Source organism: Leptospira kirschneri serovar Cynopteri str. 3522 CT, assembly GCF_000243695.2.
Classification (GTDB): Bacteria; Spirochaetota; Leptospiria; order Leptospirales; family Leptospiraceae; genus Leptospira; species Leptospira kirschneri.
Genome location: NZ_AHMN02000007.1, coordinates 360,450 through 380,622, shown reverse-complemented (window position 1 = coordinate 380,622; position 20,173 = coordinate 360,450). Strand labels below are relative to the sequence as shown.

13 protein-coding genes and 1 tRNA gene are annotated in these 20,173 nt (G+C 38.0%); 6 read left to right on the top strand and 8 right to left on the bottom strand.

Translation table 11 applies throughout. The annotated features are described in order from the left end of the window. The first annotated feature begins 1,046 nt into the window (after nt 1-1,046). Nucleotides 1,047-2,129, top strand: coding sequence for a PepSY-associated TM helix domain-containing protein (locus LEP1GSC049_RS215725; RefSeq protein ID WP_004752492.1), 1,083 nt, complete (start codon nt 1,047-1,049; stop codon nt 2,127-2,129). Nucleotides 2,130-2,207: 78 nt separating this feature from the next. Here the strand turns inward: LEP1GSC049_RS215725 and LEP1GSC049_RS215730 are convergent, their stop codons facing one another. From LEP1GSC049_RS215730 to LEP1GSC049_RS215745, 4 genes are all read right to left on the bottom strand, one after another. Beyond that, nucleotides 2,208-5,450, bottom strand: a complete 3,243-nt coding sequence (locus tag LEP1GSC049_RS215730) for an efflux RND transporter permease subunit (protein ID WP_016560754.1) — start codon at nt 5,448-5,450, stop codon at nt 2,208-2,210. Nucleotides 5,451-5,469: 19 nt separating this feature from the next. Beyond that, nucleotides 5,470-6,006 (bottom strand): peptide deformylase, encoded by a 537-nt coding sequence (def, locus tag LEP1GSC049_RS215735; RefSeq protein ID WP_004752483.1) that lies wholly within the window; start codon nt 6,004-6,006, stop codon nt 5,470-5,472. A 2-nt stretch (nt 6,007-6,008) separates the two neighbouring features. Next, nucleotides 6,009-6,689: a hypothetical protein gene (locus LEP1GSC049_RS215740; protein WP_004752620.1), complete on the bottom strand. Its 681-nt coding sequence runs from the start codon at nt 6,687-6,689 to the stop codon at nt 6,009-6,011. A 153-nt stretch (nt 6,690-6,842) separates the two neighbouring features. Further along, nucleotides 6,843-6,915, bottom strand: a tRNA-Ala gene (locus tag LEP1GSC049_RS215745). A 62-nt stretch (nt 6,916-6,977) separates the two neighbouring features. On the opposite strand from LEP1GSC049_RS215745, the gene LEP1GSC049_RS215750 reads away from it, so the two are divergent. The 5 genes from LEP1GSC049_RS215750 (at nt 6,978) to LEP1GSC049_RS215770 (ending at nt 14,931) form a co-directional block, all read left to right on the top strand. Next, complete coding sequence (locus LEP1GSC049_RS215750; RefSeq protein ID WP_004752717.1) at nt 6,978-7,286, top strand: hypothetical protein; 309 nt, start codon at nt 6,978-6,980, stop codon at nt 7,284-7,286. Between the two features lie 17 nt (nt 7,287-7,303). Further along, nucleotides 7,304-10,120, top strand: coding sequence for a SpoIIE family protein phosphatase (locus tag LEP1GSC049_RS215755; RefSeq protein ID WP_004758817.1), 2,817 nt, complete (start codon nt 7,304-7,306; stop codon nt 10,118-10,120). After that, the gene (locus tag LEP1GSC049_RS215760) at nt 10,104-10,433 is read left to right on the top strand and encodes an STAS domain-containing protein (protein ID WP_004751963.1); all 330 of its coding nucleotides are present in this window, start codon (nt 10,104-10,106) and stop codon (nt 10,431-10,433) included. The genes LEP1GSC049_RS215755 and LEP1GSC049_RS215760 overlap by 17 nt, the downstream gene beginning before the upstream one ends. A 91-nt stretch (nt 10,434-10,524) precedes the next feature. Continuing rightward, nucleotides 10,525-12,177 (top strand): acyl-CoA carboxylase subunit beta, encoded by a 1,653-nt coding sequence (locus LEP1GSC049_RS215765; protein ID WP_004766178.1) that lies wholly within the window; start codon nt 10,525-10,527, stop codon nt 12,175-12,177. 6 nt (nt 12,178-12,183) lie between these two features. Next, nucleotides 12,184-14,931 (top strand): ATP-binding protein, encoded by a 2,748-nt coding sequence (locus LEP1GSC049_RS215770; RefSeq protein ID WP_016560710.1) that lies wholly within the window; start codon nt 12,184-12,186, stop codon nt 14,929-14,931. Nucleotides 14,932-15,138: 207 nt separating this feature from the next. Here LEP1GSC049_RS215770 and LEP1GSC049_RS215775 read toward each other — a convergent pair whose 3' ends face one another. From LEP1GSC049_RS215775 to LEP1GSC049_RS215790, 4 genes are read right to left on the bottom strand one after another with little or no spacing between them, the layout of a single operon-like run. Beyond that, entirely contained in the window at nt 15,139-16,182 is a 1,044-nt protein-coding gene (locus LEP1GSC049_RS215775) for a protein-glutamate methylesterase/protein-glutamine glutaminase (protein WP_016560758.1), read from the bottom strand. Further along, nucleotides 16,179-16,679, bottom strand: a complete 501-nt coding sequence (locus LEP1GSC049_RS215780; protein WP_004752451.1) for a chemotaxis protein CheD — start codon at nt 16,677-16,679, stop codon at nt 16,179-16,181. The genes LEP1GSC049_RS215775 and LEP1GSC049_RS215780 overlap by 4 nt, the downstream gene beginning before the upstream one ends. Next, nucleotides 16,676-17,191, bottom strand: coding sequence for a chemotaxis protein CheW (locus LEP1GSC049_RS215785; RefSeq protein WP_016560692.1), 516 nt, complete (start codon nt 17,189-17,191; stop codon nt 16,676-16,678). Before LEP1GSC049_RS215785 ends, LEP1GSC049_RS215780 begins: the two co-directional genes overlap by 4 nt. Before the next feature lie 12 nt (nt 17,192-17,203). Continuing rightward, the gene (locus LEP1GSC049_RS215790; protein ID WP_004758689.1) at nt 17,204-20,134 is read right to left on the bottom strand and encodes a methyl-accepting chemotaxis protein; all 2,931 of its coding nucleotides are present in this window, start codon (nt 20,132-20,134) and stop codon (nt 17,204-17,206) included. Nucleotides 20,135-20,173 lie beyond the last annotated feature (39 nt).

Below are 20,173 nucleotides of genomic sequence, written 5' to 3'. Positions count from 1 at the left end.
ATAAATAATGTGAGTTCTGAGTAAGGGATCCATGATTCTGAAAAAAATTGAAATCTGAACTTTACAGATTGGTTCTTTAAATGTGGGAACTATTACAAAACTTAGGTTTGTCTATAGAATGATGTAGGAACTACTGCAAATCACGATTTTACAAACAAACTTTAAAATTGTAGGAACTCATACTTTTAGAAAATTCTTTCTTACGTCGAACTCACGTTAAAATGGGATTTAAATTTTGATGGCACCTGCAAAATAGCGGTTTTGTGCAGAAATCTGATTCAATTATGATTTTTTTTGTATCTTATATCGTAGTTTCCCACAATTTTCAAAGTTTAACTGGTAAATCCACGACTTGTGAGAGTTCCCACATCTATTTTTTTACGAAAAATTGACCTAAGATAAAACGGACTTCTCCACGAACTCACGTTAAATAAAACTTTTAAAGAACGGATTTCTGGAGGAGTCTCAATCTTTAAATTTTTTATTGATGTTGAGACCTGGAATCATAATTTGACTTATAATAAGGACTCTTAATTTCTCAAAGATTCTATTTAACGTGAGCAGGGCATAACAAATGCGAAAGCGATTATTATGCTGCGAGCAGCACCTGAGTTTATTATTGGCGGCCCCAATTTTCTTACGTCGAACTCACGTTATTTAACGCAAATTAATGCAAAAGGGATTGAAACGTAGGGGAACTCAGCAAAACGCTTTCCTGAATGCCGATCCTTAGAGAGGCATTCGCTTTAGTTTCTCGGGCCGCGTTTGAAACTCAGTAAAACGCTCTCTATGGATCGCGTTTTAGATCGCGTTTGAAATTGAAACTAAAGACGATATATTGTATTATGTTTTCTGCATGCAATTTTTTGACCAGAGCTGATAGCCCGGTTTAGCTTGCCCGGGAAGCCGGATTCACCCGGTTTTTTTACGCCCTGCTCACGTTATTTAATTCTTAGAAATACAGAGTGTTCAATAAATGATTCTTTGTGCATTTAAACTATTTTTGAAATGAAGCCCGATTTTGAACCCATTGAGTAAAATTTTATATGAATCGAAAAAAATTGTATAAACTACATTCTATATTAGGAATTTCTACTGGAGTATTTTTAGTTATAATTGGTTTTAGCGGTTCTTTATTAGTTTTTGGAAAGGAAATTGATCAACTGTTGAATCCGAATCGGTGGTATATATTTGTAGATAAAGAACGTTTGTCTATAGATGTTCTTAGAGCAAAGTTAAGACAGGAACTTCCTTCCCATACGTTAGCCGGATGGTTGTTACCAGAAAAACAAAATCAACCGGATCAAGTTTGGCTTCATTTTTTAGATTCTAAAGATAGAAAAGAATCTGTAATTTTGTTAAATCCCTATACTGGAAAAATTTTAGGAATACTTTCGGAAAATCGATCTGACTCTTTTTACGGTTGGATGCTAAAACTACATTATAGTTTGCTTATGGGTAGTTTCGGATATTTTTTGACCACATTGTTCGGAGTTATATTCATTTTTCAAGGAATCAGCGGAATGATTCTTTATCGAAGTATCTGGCAAAATTTATTGCGACTGAGAACAAAACAATCGCTTAGAACTTTTTTTTCTGATCTTCATAAATTGGTCGGAGTGTTTTCTTTAGTGTTTAATATGTCTTTGGGGTTTACGGGTGCTTGGTGGAATGTTCAAGCCATAGTAAATCTTTCGTTTTCGCAAGAAGAAAGAAAAGTCGAAAAGTTTTTCAAAGAATCCATTTCTGTGGATTCACTTTTGAAAGAACTTAAAATGCAACTTCCCGAATTTCAGATTGGGTTTGTTTCTTTTCCCCATCATCATGAAAATGATCCGATTCAATTTTACGGAACTGAAAAACCAACCAATCCGTTTCGAAGTAGGTTCGGTTCTTATGTTCGTTTTGATTCAGAATCCGGAAAGTTGTTAGAAATCTTCAATCTTTCCAACGAAAATCTGTTTTATACAATTATAGATTCATTTCGACCAATTCATTATGGTACTTTTGGAGGAATCATCACTAAAATTCTCTGGGTAATCTTAGGTGTCAGTCCTGGGATTTTATATATTTCCGGAATTGGAATTTTGATTTCAAAACGGAACTTACAAGAAAAAAGAAAAAACTGATTTCTCTAAAACGTAGGAACTCTCACTAAGTTAAAAATTTACACTAAAACGGTGGGAATTACTATAATTTTAAAGTTCTTATCTTTTGGATTTTAAGGACATTCGATTTATCTTTAACTGAACGTTATGCACTGTTTTATATAAAACCGGAACCGCGACTAGGGTTAAGAAGGACGAAAAAGCAAGTCCCCAACCGAAAGCAAGAGCCATTGGAACTAGAAAAGGATCTTTCCCTCCAATTCCATAAGCGGTTGGAAGTAGACCGAGCACAGTGGTTACGGTTGTCAAAACTACGGGTCTGAGTCGTAACAGTCCTGTTTCCACTAAAATAGAATCTATATCTTCTCCAGGTTTTTCTAACTTGAGTTGATTTGCAAAATCCACCAGAACAATTGAATCGTTCACTACAACTCCTGCGAGTCCAACGATTCCTAAAAATGCTAGAAAGCCAAAGTATTCTCCATGAAGAACAAATGCTAAAATGACTCCGATTAAGGAAAACGGAATGGAACTCACTACAATTACTGGTTGAATTAAAGAACGAAAGAGGGAGGCGAGGATCATAAAAATGATAATAAACGCAACTAGAAAAGCTCTTCCTAAACTAGAGAGGGATTCTTCAGTGTCTTTATTTTCTCCACCAAAGCGCATCCGATAACCTGGATATTTATCAATGATTCCTTTAGAAAGTTTTGCGATTTCTGCGTTAGCTCTTCTTGTATCTGTTTTGCTTTCATCTAAGTTAGCCGTAACTGTAAGTAGACGTTTTCCATCCAGGTGATTGATATTTGCAAAGCCGGGCTCTCTTACGTAGTTGATCAGTCTGGAAACTGGAATGAGTTTTCCTAATTGATTACTTACAAAAATATTATTTAAGGATCCAATGGATTTTCTAACTTCTTCTGGGAAGCGCACCTTAACTTCTACTTCTTCGTCGGCTCGTTTTATTTTTGTGGCCACAGTTCCTTGGAATGCCGTATTGATTGCCTGTGCTACCTTAAAAACGGAAACGCCCGCAGTGGATGCAATAGATTCGTTTACCTTAATTCTGATTTCGTCCTTTCCTTCGTTAAAATCGTCTCCTATATCCGTAACCCCCGGAACTTTTGCCATAACCGATTTATATTCTTCTCCGATTCGAATTAAAGTATCATAGTCATCTCCTCGGATTTCAATTGCTACAGGTTTACCAACTGGAGGTCCACCCGAAATTTTTTCAAAATCTAAAGCGAGAAGTTGTCCTTTAAACCGGGAAAATTCTACAGGGAACTTTTCAAGATTAAATGATTTATATTCTTCTTTTTTCTTTTCTGCTTCCTTCTTACGGGTTTCTTCTAAAATTTTTACGGACTTTTCGTTTAAAAGCCAAATTGTCTTTTCTCTCACTTCTGAGATAATCGTATCGGTTCCTCTTTTTCTATTTTCTTCCGGTGTAAGATATACCATAACTTGAGCGTAGTGTTTTCCTCGTTTGGTGAATGGATCATTTGGATCTTTTTGAATGATTCCTACTCTAGTTACGTAATTTTCTATTTCCTCTTTGGAAATTTTTGCAAGTTCGGTTTCTATCACATGGGTAAATTTTTCCATCTCTTGAAGAGACATCCCGGTTTGACTCGTAAGTTTGATCTGAAATATATCCACAGATCCGGGAAAAAGTTTGAACTTTCCAAATACTGCGAAAAGAGCAAAACTTCCCACGAGCATAGCAAACAAATAGATAAAAATCTGAAGTCTATGTTTAAGCGCAAATTTTAAAAGAGGAAGGTAATAATTGACTTTGAGTTTATAAAACCATCCGCTTTCTTCTTTGATTTCACCTGAATGAAATTTGTGTTTATTGATATCGTATAAATGAGAAGGTAAAATAAAAAACGCTTCTGAAAGAGAAGCAAGTAACGCAATAATGACTACTAATGGAATGCTATAGATGAATTTTCCGAAAATTCCTGTCATAAAAAGCATCGGAGCGAATGCTGCTACGGTGGTAGTTACCGTGGCTGTAACCGGATCGATTACTTCACTAGTTCCTTTTAACGCGGCTTCGTAAGCGGGCATTCCTTCTTCCATATAACGATAGACGTTTTCACAGATGATGATTGCGTCATCGACTAAGATCCCCACTACAATAATCAGTCCAAACATGGAAATTAAATTTAAGGTAAGTCCTAAGTAATCCATGATCACGAACGTGGCCCCGAAAGAAACTGGAATCCCAAGCGCCGTCATCAGAGCGACTCTCCATCCTAAAAATAAAAATAAGGAAGCGGTCACTAAGATTAATCCACCAATCGCGTTGGAAAGTAGAACTCCTAGTCTTCTGCGGATATATTTGGAAAGGTCGTTGACGAATGCGTATTCAAATTCGTTTTTAGAATTCTTTTCGAACCCTTCTATGATTTTTTTGGCTTCGTCTACTACAAGAATTGCGTCCGCTTTTTCTCGTTTGATTACCGTCAAAGCGATCGTTTTTTTTCCGTTTACCTTATCTAAATATTCTGCTTCTTTTAGGCCTTCGGTGACTCTTGCGACGTTATCGATCCGGATAGAATTTCCGACTTCGTTGGAACGTACATGAACCGTTTCTATTTCTTTGGGGGAATTGAATTCTCCTATCGTTCTTAAAATGACCTCTTTCTGATTTCCCGCTATATTTCCTCCGGGAAAATTTATATTACGATTTTTTAATGCAAGGATGATGTCTTGACTTGTGAGATATTTAGAAAACATCGCAACCGGATCTATATCCACTTGCATCTCTGTATCTCTCCAACCTCGTTTAGAAATTCTTGCTACACCCGGAATATCTTCTAACGCCTGTTCTACGATTTTTGCCTGAGCTTTAAGACGTTTTTCTGCATCGATACTCGAATCGTTTGATTTCAGGCTGATGTTGATTTCAATGACCGGTTGTCTGGAAGTAGTGATTTCCGTAACGATAGGGTCCTCGACTTCTTCTGGTAGATCTTCCACTCGATCGATTGCGGATTTAATATCATCCACAACTTTCTGAGTATTTTTAGAATCCGGATCTAAAGTGATCACGATACCGGAGCGGTTTTCAATTGAAGCAGATCTAAATTCTTTGATTCCGTCCACTTCTTGGATGGCTTCTTCTAAAGGTTTTGTGACTAATTTTTCCATCTCCGAAGGAGATGCTCCTGGAAAAACGGTTACTACGCTGACTATATCAAAGTTAATATTGGGAAATGCTTCCCGATTCATTTTTACTGCGGTAAAACCACCGATCAGGATGACTAAAAAGGTAAGAAGGTTTACAAATATACTTTTAGAAAGAAAAAATTCAACCAGAGATTTCATACTTTATGTTTTTTTAATTTTAGTCGAGGACGTTGTGAGAAGAGTCTAGGGTTTCGTTAAAACCGAATAACTTAGTATCTTTTAGTCTATCTACGTATAAAATTCCCTGTAGGTGATCACATTCGTGTTGATAGACGATCGCTTTATAACCGTCTATGGTTTCGTCAAATTGATTTCCTTTTTCATCCATCCATTGCATTCTGATTCGATTGGGTCTTTCCACATAACCTCTCATTCCTGGAACGGAAAGACAACCTTCCCAAAAACCGGAAGTATCTTTTGTAAGAGGTGTAATTATCGGATTTAAAATGATTCTTTCTGGAACGTCTGGGGTTCCAGGGTAACGTTCGTTATCTTCGGAACCTACGACTACGATTTGTTTCAAAATTCCGATCTGAGGAGCCGCAAGTCCCACACCTTCTGCGTGACGCATTGTGTCGAACATATCTCGGATCAACTTTTTGAATTCTTTGGTTTGAATTTCGTCTTCCGTAATCGGTTCTGAAATTTTACGGAGAATCGGATCTCCCATTCTTAAAATTTTTCTGACTGACATTTTTAAAAACCAGGTTCTATCTTAAATTTTGACTTTTTTTGGACAGAAGAAATTGGTACTTCTTTAAGAATTTTCAAAATCAAATTCTCTAAAAGGTTTTGTATCGATTTTGAATTTGAAGATTCGATTCTAAAGACAGGAAATCGTTGAAGAGTTTGGATTTGTTTTGTGATTTTTTCCGAAGTTTTGGTAAAAACGATCGTTGGCAAAAGTTTAGAATTTGTTAAACCAAATTGGAGTTTAGTTTCCAGGGTTTGGTAAAAAGTATAAATCCCTTCCGAAAATAAATTCCAGGGGAATCTTTCTAAAATCCATTCCACGTTTTTAGGAAACCAGTTCTCTTCGTTTTGATTGAGAGTAGGATTGAGAATACAAGCGGCTTCTATCATTTGAGGATATTTTTTCAAAAGTTCAAATACGATTCCTCCCCATAAACCCTCTCCTATTAATTTTACTTTTCGTTTAGAATCTAAAATTTCACGAGACAATTGATCGATCCATTCTTCTGTTTTTGGAAAATCGAAACGTATCGATTTTGTGGAAAGTTCTATTTCTCGTACGGAAAAGTGAGAATGAAAATTTTTCGAATACAATTGCCGGTCTTTAGATTCAAGATCCGGTATAAATATGATAACGTTCTTGTTGTCGATATTCCATCGACGAATTTGGATTACCTCGGACATAAAATAGGAATTTCCATTTCTTTATAGAACATTTTTGGTTTAGTATCAATGAGCATAAAAAACAAAGTTCAATCTTTGGATTTAAGAATCGGTTGTAAAATAGTTTGACACCGAGTCAAAAGGCTAAAAACTCAAGTGGCGGCAGGTCGAACTTGGAGACGAGGGGAATCGAACCCCCGACCTTTTGAATGCCATTCAAACGCTCTCCCAACTGAGCTACGTCCCCGCTTGAGAAGCAGGTTTTTACCGATTTCTTCGAAGTCAATACAAATACAGGAGTGTCTTAGGATGAGTGAGTCGATCGAAGATTTACAGAAAAAACTAAAGATCCAAAACGACATCATCAAAGGTTATGAAAAAGTTTTAAGACTTAACGAACAGGAATTAGAGAATGCAGACGAAATCATTCGTATGTATGAGGGGATCATTCAATATTCCGGAAAAGAACTTAAGGACGTTAAGGAAGCTTTTGACGCTACAAACGTAGTTACCAATCTTTCCCGTGAAGAATTGATGAGTGCTCTGTCTCGTATTAAAGAGTTGGAAAGTGTAAATAAGAAACTTAGGGAAGAAGCCTTAAAGTTTCAAGTCGGCTGATACTTAACTTTTTCGCTTTGATCTCAAATAAAAAACAGGATTCCCTTCTCAGACAAGGCTCTGATGGAAGTCTTTATTTGGAAGACAATCCGGGGCTCGCGGTAGTTTTTGAAACTCTTCTTACTGAAATCATTCATATAACATCTGCAAAATTTGGAATATTCAGTTTTCGTTTAGAAGACGGAACCTTAAAGTCCATTTACGGAAATCATCCTTCTAATAAGATTGAAGAAGCAAAACTTGTATCCGAGTTTTGTTTTAAAACGGGCCAAGATCTCAATCTGAAAAAAGGGATAAGTCCGAATAAAATCATTCCCCAGTTAGAACAAAATTCCGTCTGCTGTGTGTTACACGTAGGAGAACTCGGAACCTCTGCTTTGGAGGATCAAAAAAAAATATTTGGAACTATCCTACTTGGAAGATCCGATCAAGAAGGTGGAGAATTTAGGGAATCCGATTTTACACATCTAAAAGAGACGGTTCGAGTTATATCTGATCTTTTGGAAAAGTCTTTTATCTCGGGAGAATCTTCTTTAGTCGTTCTTTCTTTGATGACCATATCTAGGGTAGCGCTTGAATCTGTACAAATCCGAAAACAAACGGATCGTTTCGATTTTTTGTTAACTGAAATCATTCGAGTTTCAGGACTGATCAATAAATCTCTGGATCTTTCTCAACTTTTAGAAGCGATTATGCTTTCTTCCAAATCCGTATTTAGAACCGAGGCGTGTAGTGTACTTCTTTTGGACGATACAAAGGAATACCTCTATTTTCATACGGTTTTAGGAGAGAAAAGAGACGAGGTCACTAAGGTCAAAGTTCCGGTTGGAAAAGGTATCGCCGGGATGGTAGTTCAAGATAAAAAACCGATGATCATTAATGATGCGATGAACGATCCTCGTGTTTACAGAGAAGTGGATAAGGCTTCCCATTTTGTGACTAGAAACATCATGGCCGCACCTCTTTTAGTGGAAGGTCAGGTAATCGGAGTTATCGAAACGATCAACACAATTGATCGGAACTCTTTTACAGAAGAAGATCTGGAACTTTTTTTAAGTTTTTCCGGAACCTCTGCACTTGCGATTCAAAAGACTGGACTTCTACAAAATTTAGAAGATGCAAACAAGGATCTCCGAAAAAAAGTATCGGAGTTGGAAAGTTTATTCGAACTTTCGCAAGTAGTTTCCTCCGCTAAAAGTCAAGCGGATTTAATGAAACATTCGATTCCTGTAATTCATAACGAGATGGATGCTGGTAGAACTGGAATTTTTTTGATCAACCGTAAGATGGGTCTTCTTACTTCTATTTCTTATACGTCTGAAAAGATCGTGGAAATTTTTAGAACCAAGGATTATCAGGGAAGTTTTATTTATCGTTCGATTGAGGAGGAAAAAACCACGATCAAAGAAGATATTCAAAATTTTGAATTTAATCATGAATTGGATTTGGAGTTTTTAAAAGGTTCTTATATCGTTCTTCCTTTGACAAATCCTGGAAGAAATGCCTTTGGAGTGATTACCGTTTCGGATCGTGTGGATAAACTTTCTTACAATTATTCTCATCTTAGACTTTTGCAGACCTTCGCGTCCTTGGTCGCAAGAGGACACGAAACTTTGAAACTTCAGAATGAGATGATTTCTAGAAAAGCGATGCAACGTTCCTTGGAAAGAGAAATAGAGATCACTAGGGAGATTCAAAAAAACATATTACCAGAATCTAAAGCGTTTCATTCTAATTTTGATCTGGGAGTTAAATCCGTTCCAGCTAAAGAGGTTTCGGGGGATTTTTACGATTACTATCAGTATCAGGATGGCCAGTATTCTTTTCTCATATCGGATGTTTCCGGAAAAAGTCTTCCGGCAGCGATTTTTATGGCCATGAGTTCATCCATCATACGAACTCTTGCCAGAGATCACGATTTAGATCCCGAAGAAATTTTGAAACAGGGAAATGCCCTCATCTACGAGGACTCGCATAACGGAATGTTTGTGACTACGTTTTTCATTCATTATAATCCTGCAATATTCACTTTAGATTATGCGTCCGCCGGTCATAACGATCAGGTTCTGATTCGAAAAGACGGTTCTTGGGAGATTATCAAAGGTTCAGGTCCTCCTTTAGGAGTTCTTCCTTCTGCGAGTTATAAAGGAGGAAGTCTGACCGTGGAACCGGGAGATATGTTCATTCTTTATACCGATGGTGCGATTGAAGAAAAAAATTCCAAGGATGAAGAATTTGGTTTAGAAAGAATGATCCGAGAAGTGATTGTTAGAAGACATCTTCCTTCGGAACAGATTGTTGAAGAACTTTTCAAACTTGTGCGGGAATTTTCAGGAGCACCTGAGTTATTCGACGATTTTACTGTGATGATTTTGAAGTTTAACGATAACTATCAGTTTTCTCGGGTTTTCGAGGCTAAAACTTCTGCAATTCCTTTGTTTAGAGAATTTGTATATCAAACGATTAAGGTTCGAAATTTAGAGGATTCTCAAAGAGACGATATTCTTCTCGCTTGCGACGAGGCGGGTACGAATATAGTGATGCACGGTTATGAAAATACAGATTTGAAAAATCCGAAATTCGAATGTAAAATACGCTTTACAGGGGATTGGATTACCATTGTATTAATTGATTCTGGGAAAGTCTTTAATAGAGAAGACGTTCAAGATCCATCCATCGAAGACAATCTAAGCGGCAAAAGAAAGGGTGGTTTTGGAGTGTATCTGATCGAAAAGCTCATGGATTCGGTCGATTATTCCAGTGAAGGTGGAAAGAATTTTTTAGTTCTCAAAAAGAATTTTCAAAACAAGGCTTCCAATGGAAATAACGTCTGAAATTAAAAATCATTCTAAAATCATTCATTTGATTGGGAACTTAGACGTACACAATACTCATAAGATAGAATCTGCTTTTATGGAACAGATCAAAACTGGAAATTCTCGTGTGATCGTTTTAGATCTTTCTTCTGTTGAATTCATTTCGTCTGCGGGACTCAGAATCATTGTAGCCGCTCTCAGAATTTGTAGAGAAAAAGACGTGGAGTTCCGATTGGCAGGGATCAAACCTGCTGTGAGAAAGGTATTCGAAATCATAGATATGAATTCCATGTTTAGCATTTTTGAAACTCTAGAATCCGCTATAAAATAGTTTCTCTTCTTACATCCGACTCGAATTTAACTTTCCCGAGAATCCTTTCTTTAAAAACTGGATTTATTTTATTCCATTGAAAGGTTCTCTCATGTCCGAAGCAAAGTATTCCCTGGAAAATCCATTTCAATCCACTTCCGAACCTGAAATTCTTAAGCCCCGTGGTCTTTACGAAGAAGCAAATGAGTTGGGAAAAGAACTACTCAACAAACCTCTTTTAGGTGGAGGAGTTGATAGGATTTTAGTTCAACATTCCAAAGACAGGATGACCGTTTGGGAAAGAATTAAGGTGCTTACGGATCAAGAACCCAATATTCTCTATCAAAACTGGGGAAAAAGTTTAGACGGAGCTTCTTTAGTTACGGGAATTTTAAATATCAACGGTAGAGACGTGGCCGTCTATGGTCACGATTTTACTCTTCGCGCTGGTTCGATGGATGCTACCAACGGAAGTAAACTCGCCAGACTGATTTATATGGCCGGAGAACACGGCATTCCTCTGATTGGTATGAATGATTCCGCAGGAGCTTTTGTTCCTGCCGGAGTAGGAGGACTGGACGGTTATAGTGAGGCATTTACTGCACTTCGTAAGATCAGTGGAGTGGTTCCTAGTTTGATGCTTATGTTCGGGTTCAACGCGGGTGGAGGAGCCTATCTTCCGCGCCAGGGATCTTTTATGATTCAGTGTGATAATACCTTCTTTGGTTTAACTGGTCCCGGAGTCGTTAAATCGGTATTAGGCGAAGATATTTCCGCGGACGATTTGGGAGGTCCTAAGGTTCACGGACAAAGTGGTGTAGTGGATATTGTTACCGGGGACGAATTGGGTTCTTTAAGAACCGCTCTTCGTTTACTTTCGTATCTTCCGGATAACAATCATTCTTTGGCTCCTTTTCATGCTACTTCCGATCCTACAGACAGGTTTATCTACGAAGAGGAAATTTTATTTAAGAAAACGTTTAATTCTCCTACTGGGATGAATACTCCTTTCGACATCACTTTGTATCTACAAAATATTTGCGACCACGGTCAGTATTTTGAAATCCAAGGACAACGTTCCAGAAACTTGGTGACTGCTTTCGGAAGAATTGGAGGACACGTTGTCGCATTTGTCGCAAACAACTCCGCGGTTTCTTCCGGACAGATAGACATTGGTGCGGCCAGAAAAGGAACTAGATTTATTCGATTCTGCAACCTCTATAATATTCCGATCGTTTTTTTAGAAGATACGACGGGATTTTTACCCGGAAAAGAGCAGGAACAAAACGGAATCGTACTCGAAGGAAGGAAACTTCTAGATTCTATCATAGATATTCGTACGCCTCGTCTAACGCTGATTATTCGAAATGCATTCGGAGGTGCTTACGCTTGTTTTAATTCTTATCACACCGGAGCGGACATGGTGTTTGCGCTTCCGACTGCTAGAATTGCGGTAATGGGCCCCGCTGGAAAAGACTATGTTTATAAGGACGAGGTTTCTTCCATTCAAAAAGAATATCAAGAAAATGTAAAGAAAGGAATGTCCGAAAAGGAAGCCGTCGTAATTCGAGATAAAAAACTTCAGACACTTTCTACTCAATACGAAAGAGAATTGATGAATCCGAAAGAAGCGCTTTCTCTCGGTTCCGTTTCTAGAATTGTTCTTCCTGGAACGACCAGAAACATTCTTTTCCAAAATCTGGATTATTTAATCCGACATTATAAACCGGCTCCGTTGTCCGGACCTCAAAGGGAGTTTGAGTAATCTAACATGATCGACTTTCAAAACAATCGTATTCAATTTCATCAATCCAGTTCTCCTTGGATCCGTTCTTTTTCTTTGGAATCGATCAAATGTCTGATCGTTTGTAGGGGGCCAGTCCGAAAAGAAGCAATGGAAATTTTCGATTCGATCGGAATCAGAGAATACGGAATCTTACTTTCCGAAAAAGATTCGGTCGTGTATCCGATGGCCTTGGCTCCAGAACTAAGAGGATTTCGTTTTCCTAATAATATCCATCGTGTTCCAGATTATATGGGAGCGGGTAAGGAAGAAAAGATGGAAAGGATCGAACAGATCATTTCCATCGCAAAAGATAACAAATATACTCATATCTTTGCCGGTTACGGATTTATGGCGGAAGATTCTGAATTCATTTCCGCGATCGAAAAAAGCGGAGTCATTTTTATGGGACCTGCTTCGTATGTAGCCGATCAGGCTGGTTCCAAAGACGCCGCAAAAAAAATCGCAAGAAAGTTGGAAGTTTCCGTAACTCCTGGTGTGGATAATATTTCTTCTCTTGCATTGTTAGCAAAGGCCCCTGACGCTAAGTCTCTCGAAAAAATCGCAAAAGAAAAAGGAATCGATTTTGTTTTTGATCCTTCTTTGTCTTTGGAAGTGAACGCGGAGAACTTGCTAGAATTAGGATATTCTAAAATTATAGAACTTGTATCCATAACGGATCTTCAAGTTGAAGCCGAAAAAGAATGTAAAAAAATTTGGGAGAAATATTCCAAAAATAGAATACGTTTTAAATACATCGGTGGTGGCGGCGGAAAAGGACAAAGAGTGGTTTCCAAACCGGAAGAAGTAAAAGGTGCGGTTCAGGAAATTCTTTCGGAGTCTAAGGTCACGGCTCCTGGAACCAATAAGAATTTTCTAATAGAATTAAACATAGAAAATACAAGACACAACGAAATTCAACTCATTGGAAACGGAGAATGGTGTCTGGCGCTCGGTGGAAGGGATTGTTCGGTCCAAATGCACGAACAAAAACTTCTAGAACTTTCTTTAACTCAAGAACTTCTCGAAAAAGAAATTGCCGTTTGTGTGGCCACACATCCTAAAAAGGCGGAAGTCCTCAAAGGAGATCTTAAAGTTCTGAGAGAAATGGAAGAACAATCAGAACGTTTCGGAGCCGCAGTAAAACTCAATAGTGTTTCTACATTCGAGTCCATCGTAGAAGGGACCAATCATTTCTTTATGGAAGTGAATACTAGAATTCAAGTAGAACATAGAGTCACTGAGATGGTGTATTCTTTGAAGTTTAAGAATCCGGAAAATCAGAATGAATTTTTTATCGTAGATAGTTTGATCGAAGCGATGGCACTTCTTTCTCTTCATGGAAAAAGACTTCAAAAACCGGAAAGAATTTTTAGGTTTCCATCCGGAGCGGAAGTGCGTATCAACGCTACTAACAAAGCGATTCAACCGCACGCGGGTGGTGTGATCATGAATTGGTCTAAACCTCTTGCGGACGAGATCAGGGACGATCAAGGGATCAGCATCCGAAATCCGGATATGGGTCTATTCGTACATTATAAAGTAGCTGGAGCGTATGATTCCAATATTGCTCTACTTATTTCTCACGGAGAAAATCGTAAGGACAATTTAATTCGTCTCGGAAATATATTAAGAAAGACTGAATTAAGAGGTTACGACCTACAGACAAATCTTTTGGTTCATTATGGTCTGATTCACTGGATTCTTGGAAAAGACGCGATGTTCAAACCTTCCACTTCTTTTATGATTTCTTATCTCGCCGGAGTAGGCGCTTTAGAAAAGATCATCAAGGATGTGGATCTGGAAATCGCTTGGAAAAAAATGATTTCAGAGGCGTCTTCTGCGGATCTTAAAAAAGTTCTAAGTAGAAAATTGACTTTGATCACAAGACCAATCGGGGAGCTGATTAAAGACGCTCACTTAACCGCCGGATTTATCGGTTTTCATCTGAATCGTTCCTGGAAAATTTCCGGTTCCAAAATTGAATGGCTTAGAAATCCGATCTTTATACTTGCGGATCTTTATCATTATCTAAATATGGAAGCCGATCCGAATCTTCCTCCTTCAGAACAAATATGGGATCACGATGATGAAGTTCTTCAAAAGGCGCTTTCTTTTTACCAAGAACTTGCAAAAAGAACTGGGATTTCTGCGGATTCGATAGAACTCGTTACAAGCTTGAACTCTGGAAAATCTCTGAATGGAATCGAATCCGGATTGTTACAGTCTGTTTTTACTTCGCATAATGGTTATCAGGCGGGGCTTGAACTGTTAAAATTTATTCCTTACGCTGGACTCAATTCCGGATTTTATAAATTGGAAGTGGATGAAAAATTAGAAGCTATCATTCCGGAAGAATTTAGGAAAACAGAAACTAGGGATTCTTTGATTAAGTTTTTAGCTCCTCCACCTAAAGCTAGTTCGGACGAAATCGTAGCTCCTATGGGAGGAATGTTTTATTCGAAAGAAGCTCCTGATCTTCCTCCTATGGTAAAAGTAGGGGATCATTTTAAGGCGGGACAACCTTTGTTCATCGTAGAAGTAATGAAAATGTTCAACAAAATTTCAGCGCCGTTTAGCGGAACCGTAAAAGAGATTTTGTTAAACGACAGCGACGGAAAAATCATTTCTAAAGGTCAGACTATTTTCAAAATTGTTCCGGATGAAGTGATTCATATTGAAACTGAAACGGAAGTCGCGGAAAGAAAAAAGAAAGTTACGTTAAGTCTGATTTGAATTTTTGATTTCGATAGGAAAGAACGGGACTTTTAAGTCCGTTTTTTCGAAAATATCGAATTCGTATAATCAATATTAGGTTATGGTTTCGTGGAGAAATTTTGTGTAAATTCAGTAAATATTAGTGAAAGTAAGTTTAAATGAAACAAGGCGGGGATTGAACTCAATTTCACTGGAATGTTTTTTAGAAATTAATTATATTCTAACTTAAAAATACTGAACCTCCCTTACGATTTTGGATAAAGGTAGAATGGAATCAACCGCACCTTTTAAAATAGCTTCCTTAGGCATTCCAAAAACCACACAACTTGTTTCGTCTTGAGCGATCGTATGTGCTCCGGACTGTTTCATTTTTAAAAGCCCGTTGGCTCCGTCGTTTCCCATTCCAGTCATGATGATTCCTTTAGCGTTTTTACCTGCTATCTTTGCCACAGAATGAAAAAGAGTATCTACGGAAGGTCTATGTCTATTTACTAAAGGACCGTCTAACACCCGAATATGAAACTGAGCTCCACTTAGAAAAATTTCCATATGTTTATTTCCGGGAGCGATATATGCGGATCCCAGCTGAATACGGTCTCCGTCTTTTGCTTCCTTTATTTGAATTTTACAAATCTGATTGAGTCGATTGGCAAACGTTTCCGTAAATTTTTCGGGCATGTGTTGTACGATCACAATTCCGGGACAATGAACGTTTAATTGTGTAAGAATAAATTCTAAAGCCTGGGTTCCTCCAGTGGAAGTTCCGATTGCGATGAGTTTATCAGTCGTATTAATTTTAGAGAAATCCGCTTTGGACTGTTTATGATTTTCGAAAAATTTAGAATCGTCGTTTTGAAAAGAATGAATTTTGATTCGAGCGTTTGATGCGGCTCTGACAGAATCTATAAAAAGAATTTCCGATTCTTCCAAAAAATTTTTTAGACCAATTTTGGGTTTTTCGAGAACGTCTACCGCTCCTAGTTTCATAGCCAGAACCGCTGTTTCGGATTCTTTTTCAGCTAACGAAGAACAGATGATGACCGGAGTTGGTTTTTCTGACATGATCTTTTTTAAAAAAGAAATTCCGTCCATACGAGGCATTTCTATATCGAGTATAAATACGTCCGGCCAAATTGAGGAAAGTTTTTCAAAAGCAAAAATAGGATCGGAAGCAAAACCAATGATTTCGATTTCCGGATCTTTGTTCAGGATTTGAGTAAGAACCTGACGAACTACCGCAGAATCATCGATGATAAAAACTTGAATCATGTATGTTCGGGCCTTTCTACATAAATTTCACCGTCCCAAAGTGAAAAAAAAATTCTTCGATGGGAAAAACCTCCTAAGTCTTCGGAGGTAATTGGAAGTTGGTTCTTGTTTAAATGTTCTTTGACGGAAAGTATGTTTTTCATTCCTATATCTCGAACCGATTTGAGTTCTAGAAGTTTTTCCTCTTCCGTAGAGAACATGGACGCTCCTCCGAATAGTTTAATTTGATACTGCCTTTTCGATCCTACTAACTTTTCAAAGAATAACTGAAACGCGTCTTCTACATACTTCGCATTTAGACTATCATCGAAATGAATCGAAGAAGGTCTAAAAGGTAGCATAACGTGCGCCATTCCTCCGGAGAGAAGGGAAGGATGCCAAAAACAGATTGAAATGCAAGAGCCGAGCAAAGTTCTAATTCTGATATTTCCTTTTCCCCAATAAAAGCCGCCGGGTTGTAAAAATAAATCTCTGACCGAATCTGGTTCTAATATCATGTAGTTTCTAAAACGACTTCGGTGGGCTGATTTTCTTCTAAAGAAGTGAGTTCTTCCAGATTTAGAATTTTTTCAGTATTCAGAATGATGATAAAACCATTTTCCTGTCTCGCCATTCCTAAAATAAAATCTACTTTGATTTTAGAGCCAAAAGTGGGAGGAGGTTCTATATCATCGTTCGGAATGGAAACAACTTCGTCCACAGATTCGACAAGAATACCCAAGTCGGTTTTTTCCTTTCGGTCACCTTCTTTTTGAGAATGTAATTCTACTATGATCACGCAGGTTTTACGGTCCGGTTTGATTTTACTTCTAAAAAATTTATGTTTCAAATCTATGACCGGAACTACATTTCCTCGAAGGTTGATCACTCCAGGAATGAATTCCGGCATTAAAGGAACGTTCGTCAAACCAGAATATTCTATAATTTCTTTAATATTTAATATTCTAATTCCGTAATATTCCCTTCCGAGATAAAACGTAAGAAACTGATTGTCCTCTAAAACGCTCATCTTTAAACCCTCTTAATACCTTTCAAATTTTTCGGTAATGGGAGATATTCCCTTGGGAAGATCTTTTCTAGTTGTGGGAGTTGCTTTGATGATACCGGTTCCAGAAAGATCTCGATGAAGCAATCCTCCCCCGTTGGTTAAGCGTTTATCCCCGTCCGAAATCTTAAAGAATAGAACTGACTCTTTGAGTTGTTCTGCTTGTGCATTCATCTCTTCCGAGATTGCGGCTAATTCTTCGGATGCGGAAGCGTTTTGCTGAGAAACCTGATCGAGTTGTCCCATAGCCTTGTTGATTTCGGAAACTCCTGAAGATTGTTCGTCGCTTGCAGCCGTAATTTCTTGAACAAGATCTGCAGTTTTTCGGATGGAAGGAACGATCTGAGAAATCAAATCTCCGGCCCTTTCCGCGATGGCCACGCTGTTTCCTGCTAAACTACTAATTTCATTTGCGGATTTTTGACTTCTTTCTGCGAGTTTACGAACTTCAGAAGCTACTACTGCGAAACCTTTTCCGTGGTCTCCGGCTCTTGCCGCTTCTATCGCGGCGTTTAACGCGAGTAAGTTGGTTTGATACGCTATGTCTTCGATGATACTAATTTTTTCCGCAATCTGTTTCATCGCCTTAACGGTTTCGATCACAGACACGCCGCCTTCTTCTGCGTCTTGAGAAGATTTAGAAGAGATCTGTTCCGTCTGACGTGAATTCTGAGCGTTTTGATCGATGGACGCAGTCATTTCTTCCAAAGAAGAAGTAGTTTCTTCAACGCTTGCAGCTTGCTCAGATGCGCCTTGGCTTAAGGAATTGGCAGTAGAAGAAACTTCGCTCGCAGAAGTAACTAAACTAGAGGAACGAATGATAATATCCCCAATGATCTCGCTTAATTTGTCCATCGTAACATTGGAATATTCCTTTAACTTTCCAAAGGTGCCGTGATATTCGTTCGTAATTTTTTGAGTCAGGTCCCCAGAGGAAATTCTTTCTAAAGCTTCTACTACTTCGTTCAAACCTCGATTGCTCACTTCCAACAATTGATTTAGGGACCGACTTAAATTTAGAAAAAAACCGGTTTTAGAATCCAGAGAAATTCGAGTCGTAAAATTTCCTTTTGCAGCGGCGCTTACGATTCCCTCCACTTCTTCTTGAACTGCGAGTTCATTTGTAACATCCGACCATTCAACGACCGAACCGAGTCGTTTGCCGTTTGTATCTAAAATTGGATTGGCAATAAGGTCAAAGGTTCTACCGCCGATTTTAATCGTAGCTTTATGAATTCCGGTGAAACTGCTCAATACACCTCTTTGGTGTGCCGGGTTTTTATGGAATTGATCTATGTTCGATCCTACCAAACTTTTGAGATTAAAATGAGCGAATTGTTTTTTAATGTCTTCTTCTCCTATTTCGAACATCCGAACCACCGCCTGATTCATATAACGAATATTGAATTCGTTATCCGCGATCATGATGTTTGTGGAAGTATTGTCCAATGCTACCTTTACCCGAATCAGTTCCTCGTTTTCAATTTTTCTTTGTTCTGCGATCTTATTCTGCTCGGTAACGTCGCTCCATTCTACAACGGAACCCAAACGATCTCCGGCATCGTCTATGATCGGATTTGCAATTAGATTAAAGGTTCTCCCTCCAATGTTGATAGAAGAACTAAACGTATCCGTTAGTTTGTCTAGAAGTCCTCGTTGATAGGCTGGATTTTTGTGAAATGTATCTATATTGATTCCGATCAAATTAGACGGATCGAAGTTGTTAAACTGTTTTTTAATGTCTTCTTCTGCGGAGTGAAACATGACACGAATGGATTTGTTCATGTAGACTATATTTAAATTTCGATCTGCCATCATAATGTTCGTAGTTACGTTATCTAAAGCTACTTTAACGCGTGTTAACTCCTCATTTTCTAATTTTCTTTGTTTTTGGATTTTATTCTGTTCGGTAACGTCGCTCCATTCTACGACGGTTCCGAGTTTGTTACCATTTACGTCTACGATCGGATTTGCAATCAGATCAAATTCTCTGCCTCCTATCGTAATCGAGGAACGGAACGTATCCGAAAGTTTATTTAAAAGACCTCTTTGATGAGCCGGATTTTTATGGAACGAATCGATGTTGGTTCCCAACAAATTAGATGGATTGAAATTAGAGAGTTGTTTTTTAATATCCGTTTCCGCCTTGTTAAACATCATCTGGATGGCCTTGTTCATGTAAACTATGTTGAAATTTCGATCTGCCATCATGATATTCGTGGTTACGTTATCCACTGCGGTTCTCATTCTTAGGAATTCCATTTCTAAGTTGAAGATTATTCTTTGATTAGAGCGATTGGACCACCATAAAAAAGAGATGAGAAGGATTGATATTCCAGAATATTCTAAAATTGTAATTAAAAATTGAATTTCAGTTGGAGTGGACGGAACAACGGCGGCCGATGCGGTTTCTGCGGAATTTAAAAGTTCCTTTGCAATTTCCGATCTTGTCTGTCTAAAGGAAGAAAGATCTGCAAAAAAATCGGACTTTAAAAATAAGGACGTATCTTTTTTAAGATCTTTAGAACGTGAAATCTTTTCTTTCAGTTCTTCGATAGAAGAAAAAAGAGTTCTTATCTTTTTATCGAATTTTAGAATCTCAGGATTTTTTTTGCGATCGGACTCGGAAAAATAAGAACGTAAGTTTTTAAGATTTTTTTCAATTTCTTCTAGGCTGGAAATTAAGGTTTCTTTTTCTTTACCGAGGGACAAATAGAGTGAAAATTCGGAAATGGATTCTTCCGTTTTTAAAAAGGATTCGCTAGAACGTTGAACTGACTGTAGTTGTTCTCCGAAGTTCGTTTCCGTTGAAGGATTGGAACCTCGAAAGTTTTGAATGGATAAAAACACAAATCCGTTTATTGTGATAGCTAACCCGATCCAAATACCTAAATTTTTTCTAAACATCTGATTGCTCCATATTCAAAATCTCTAAAATCATTCCTG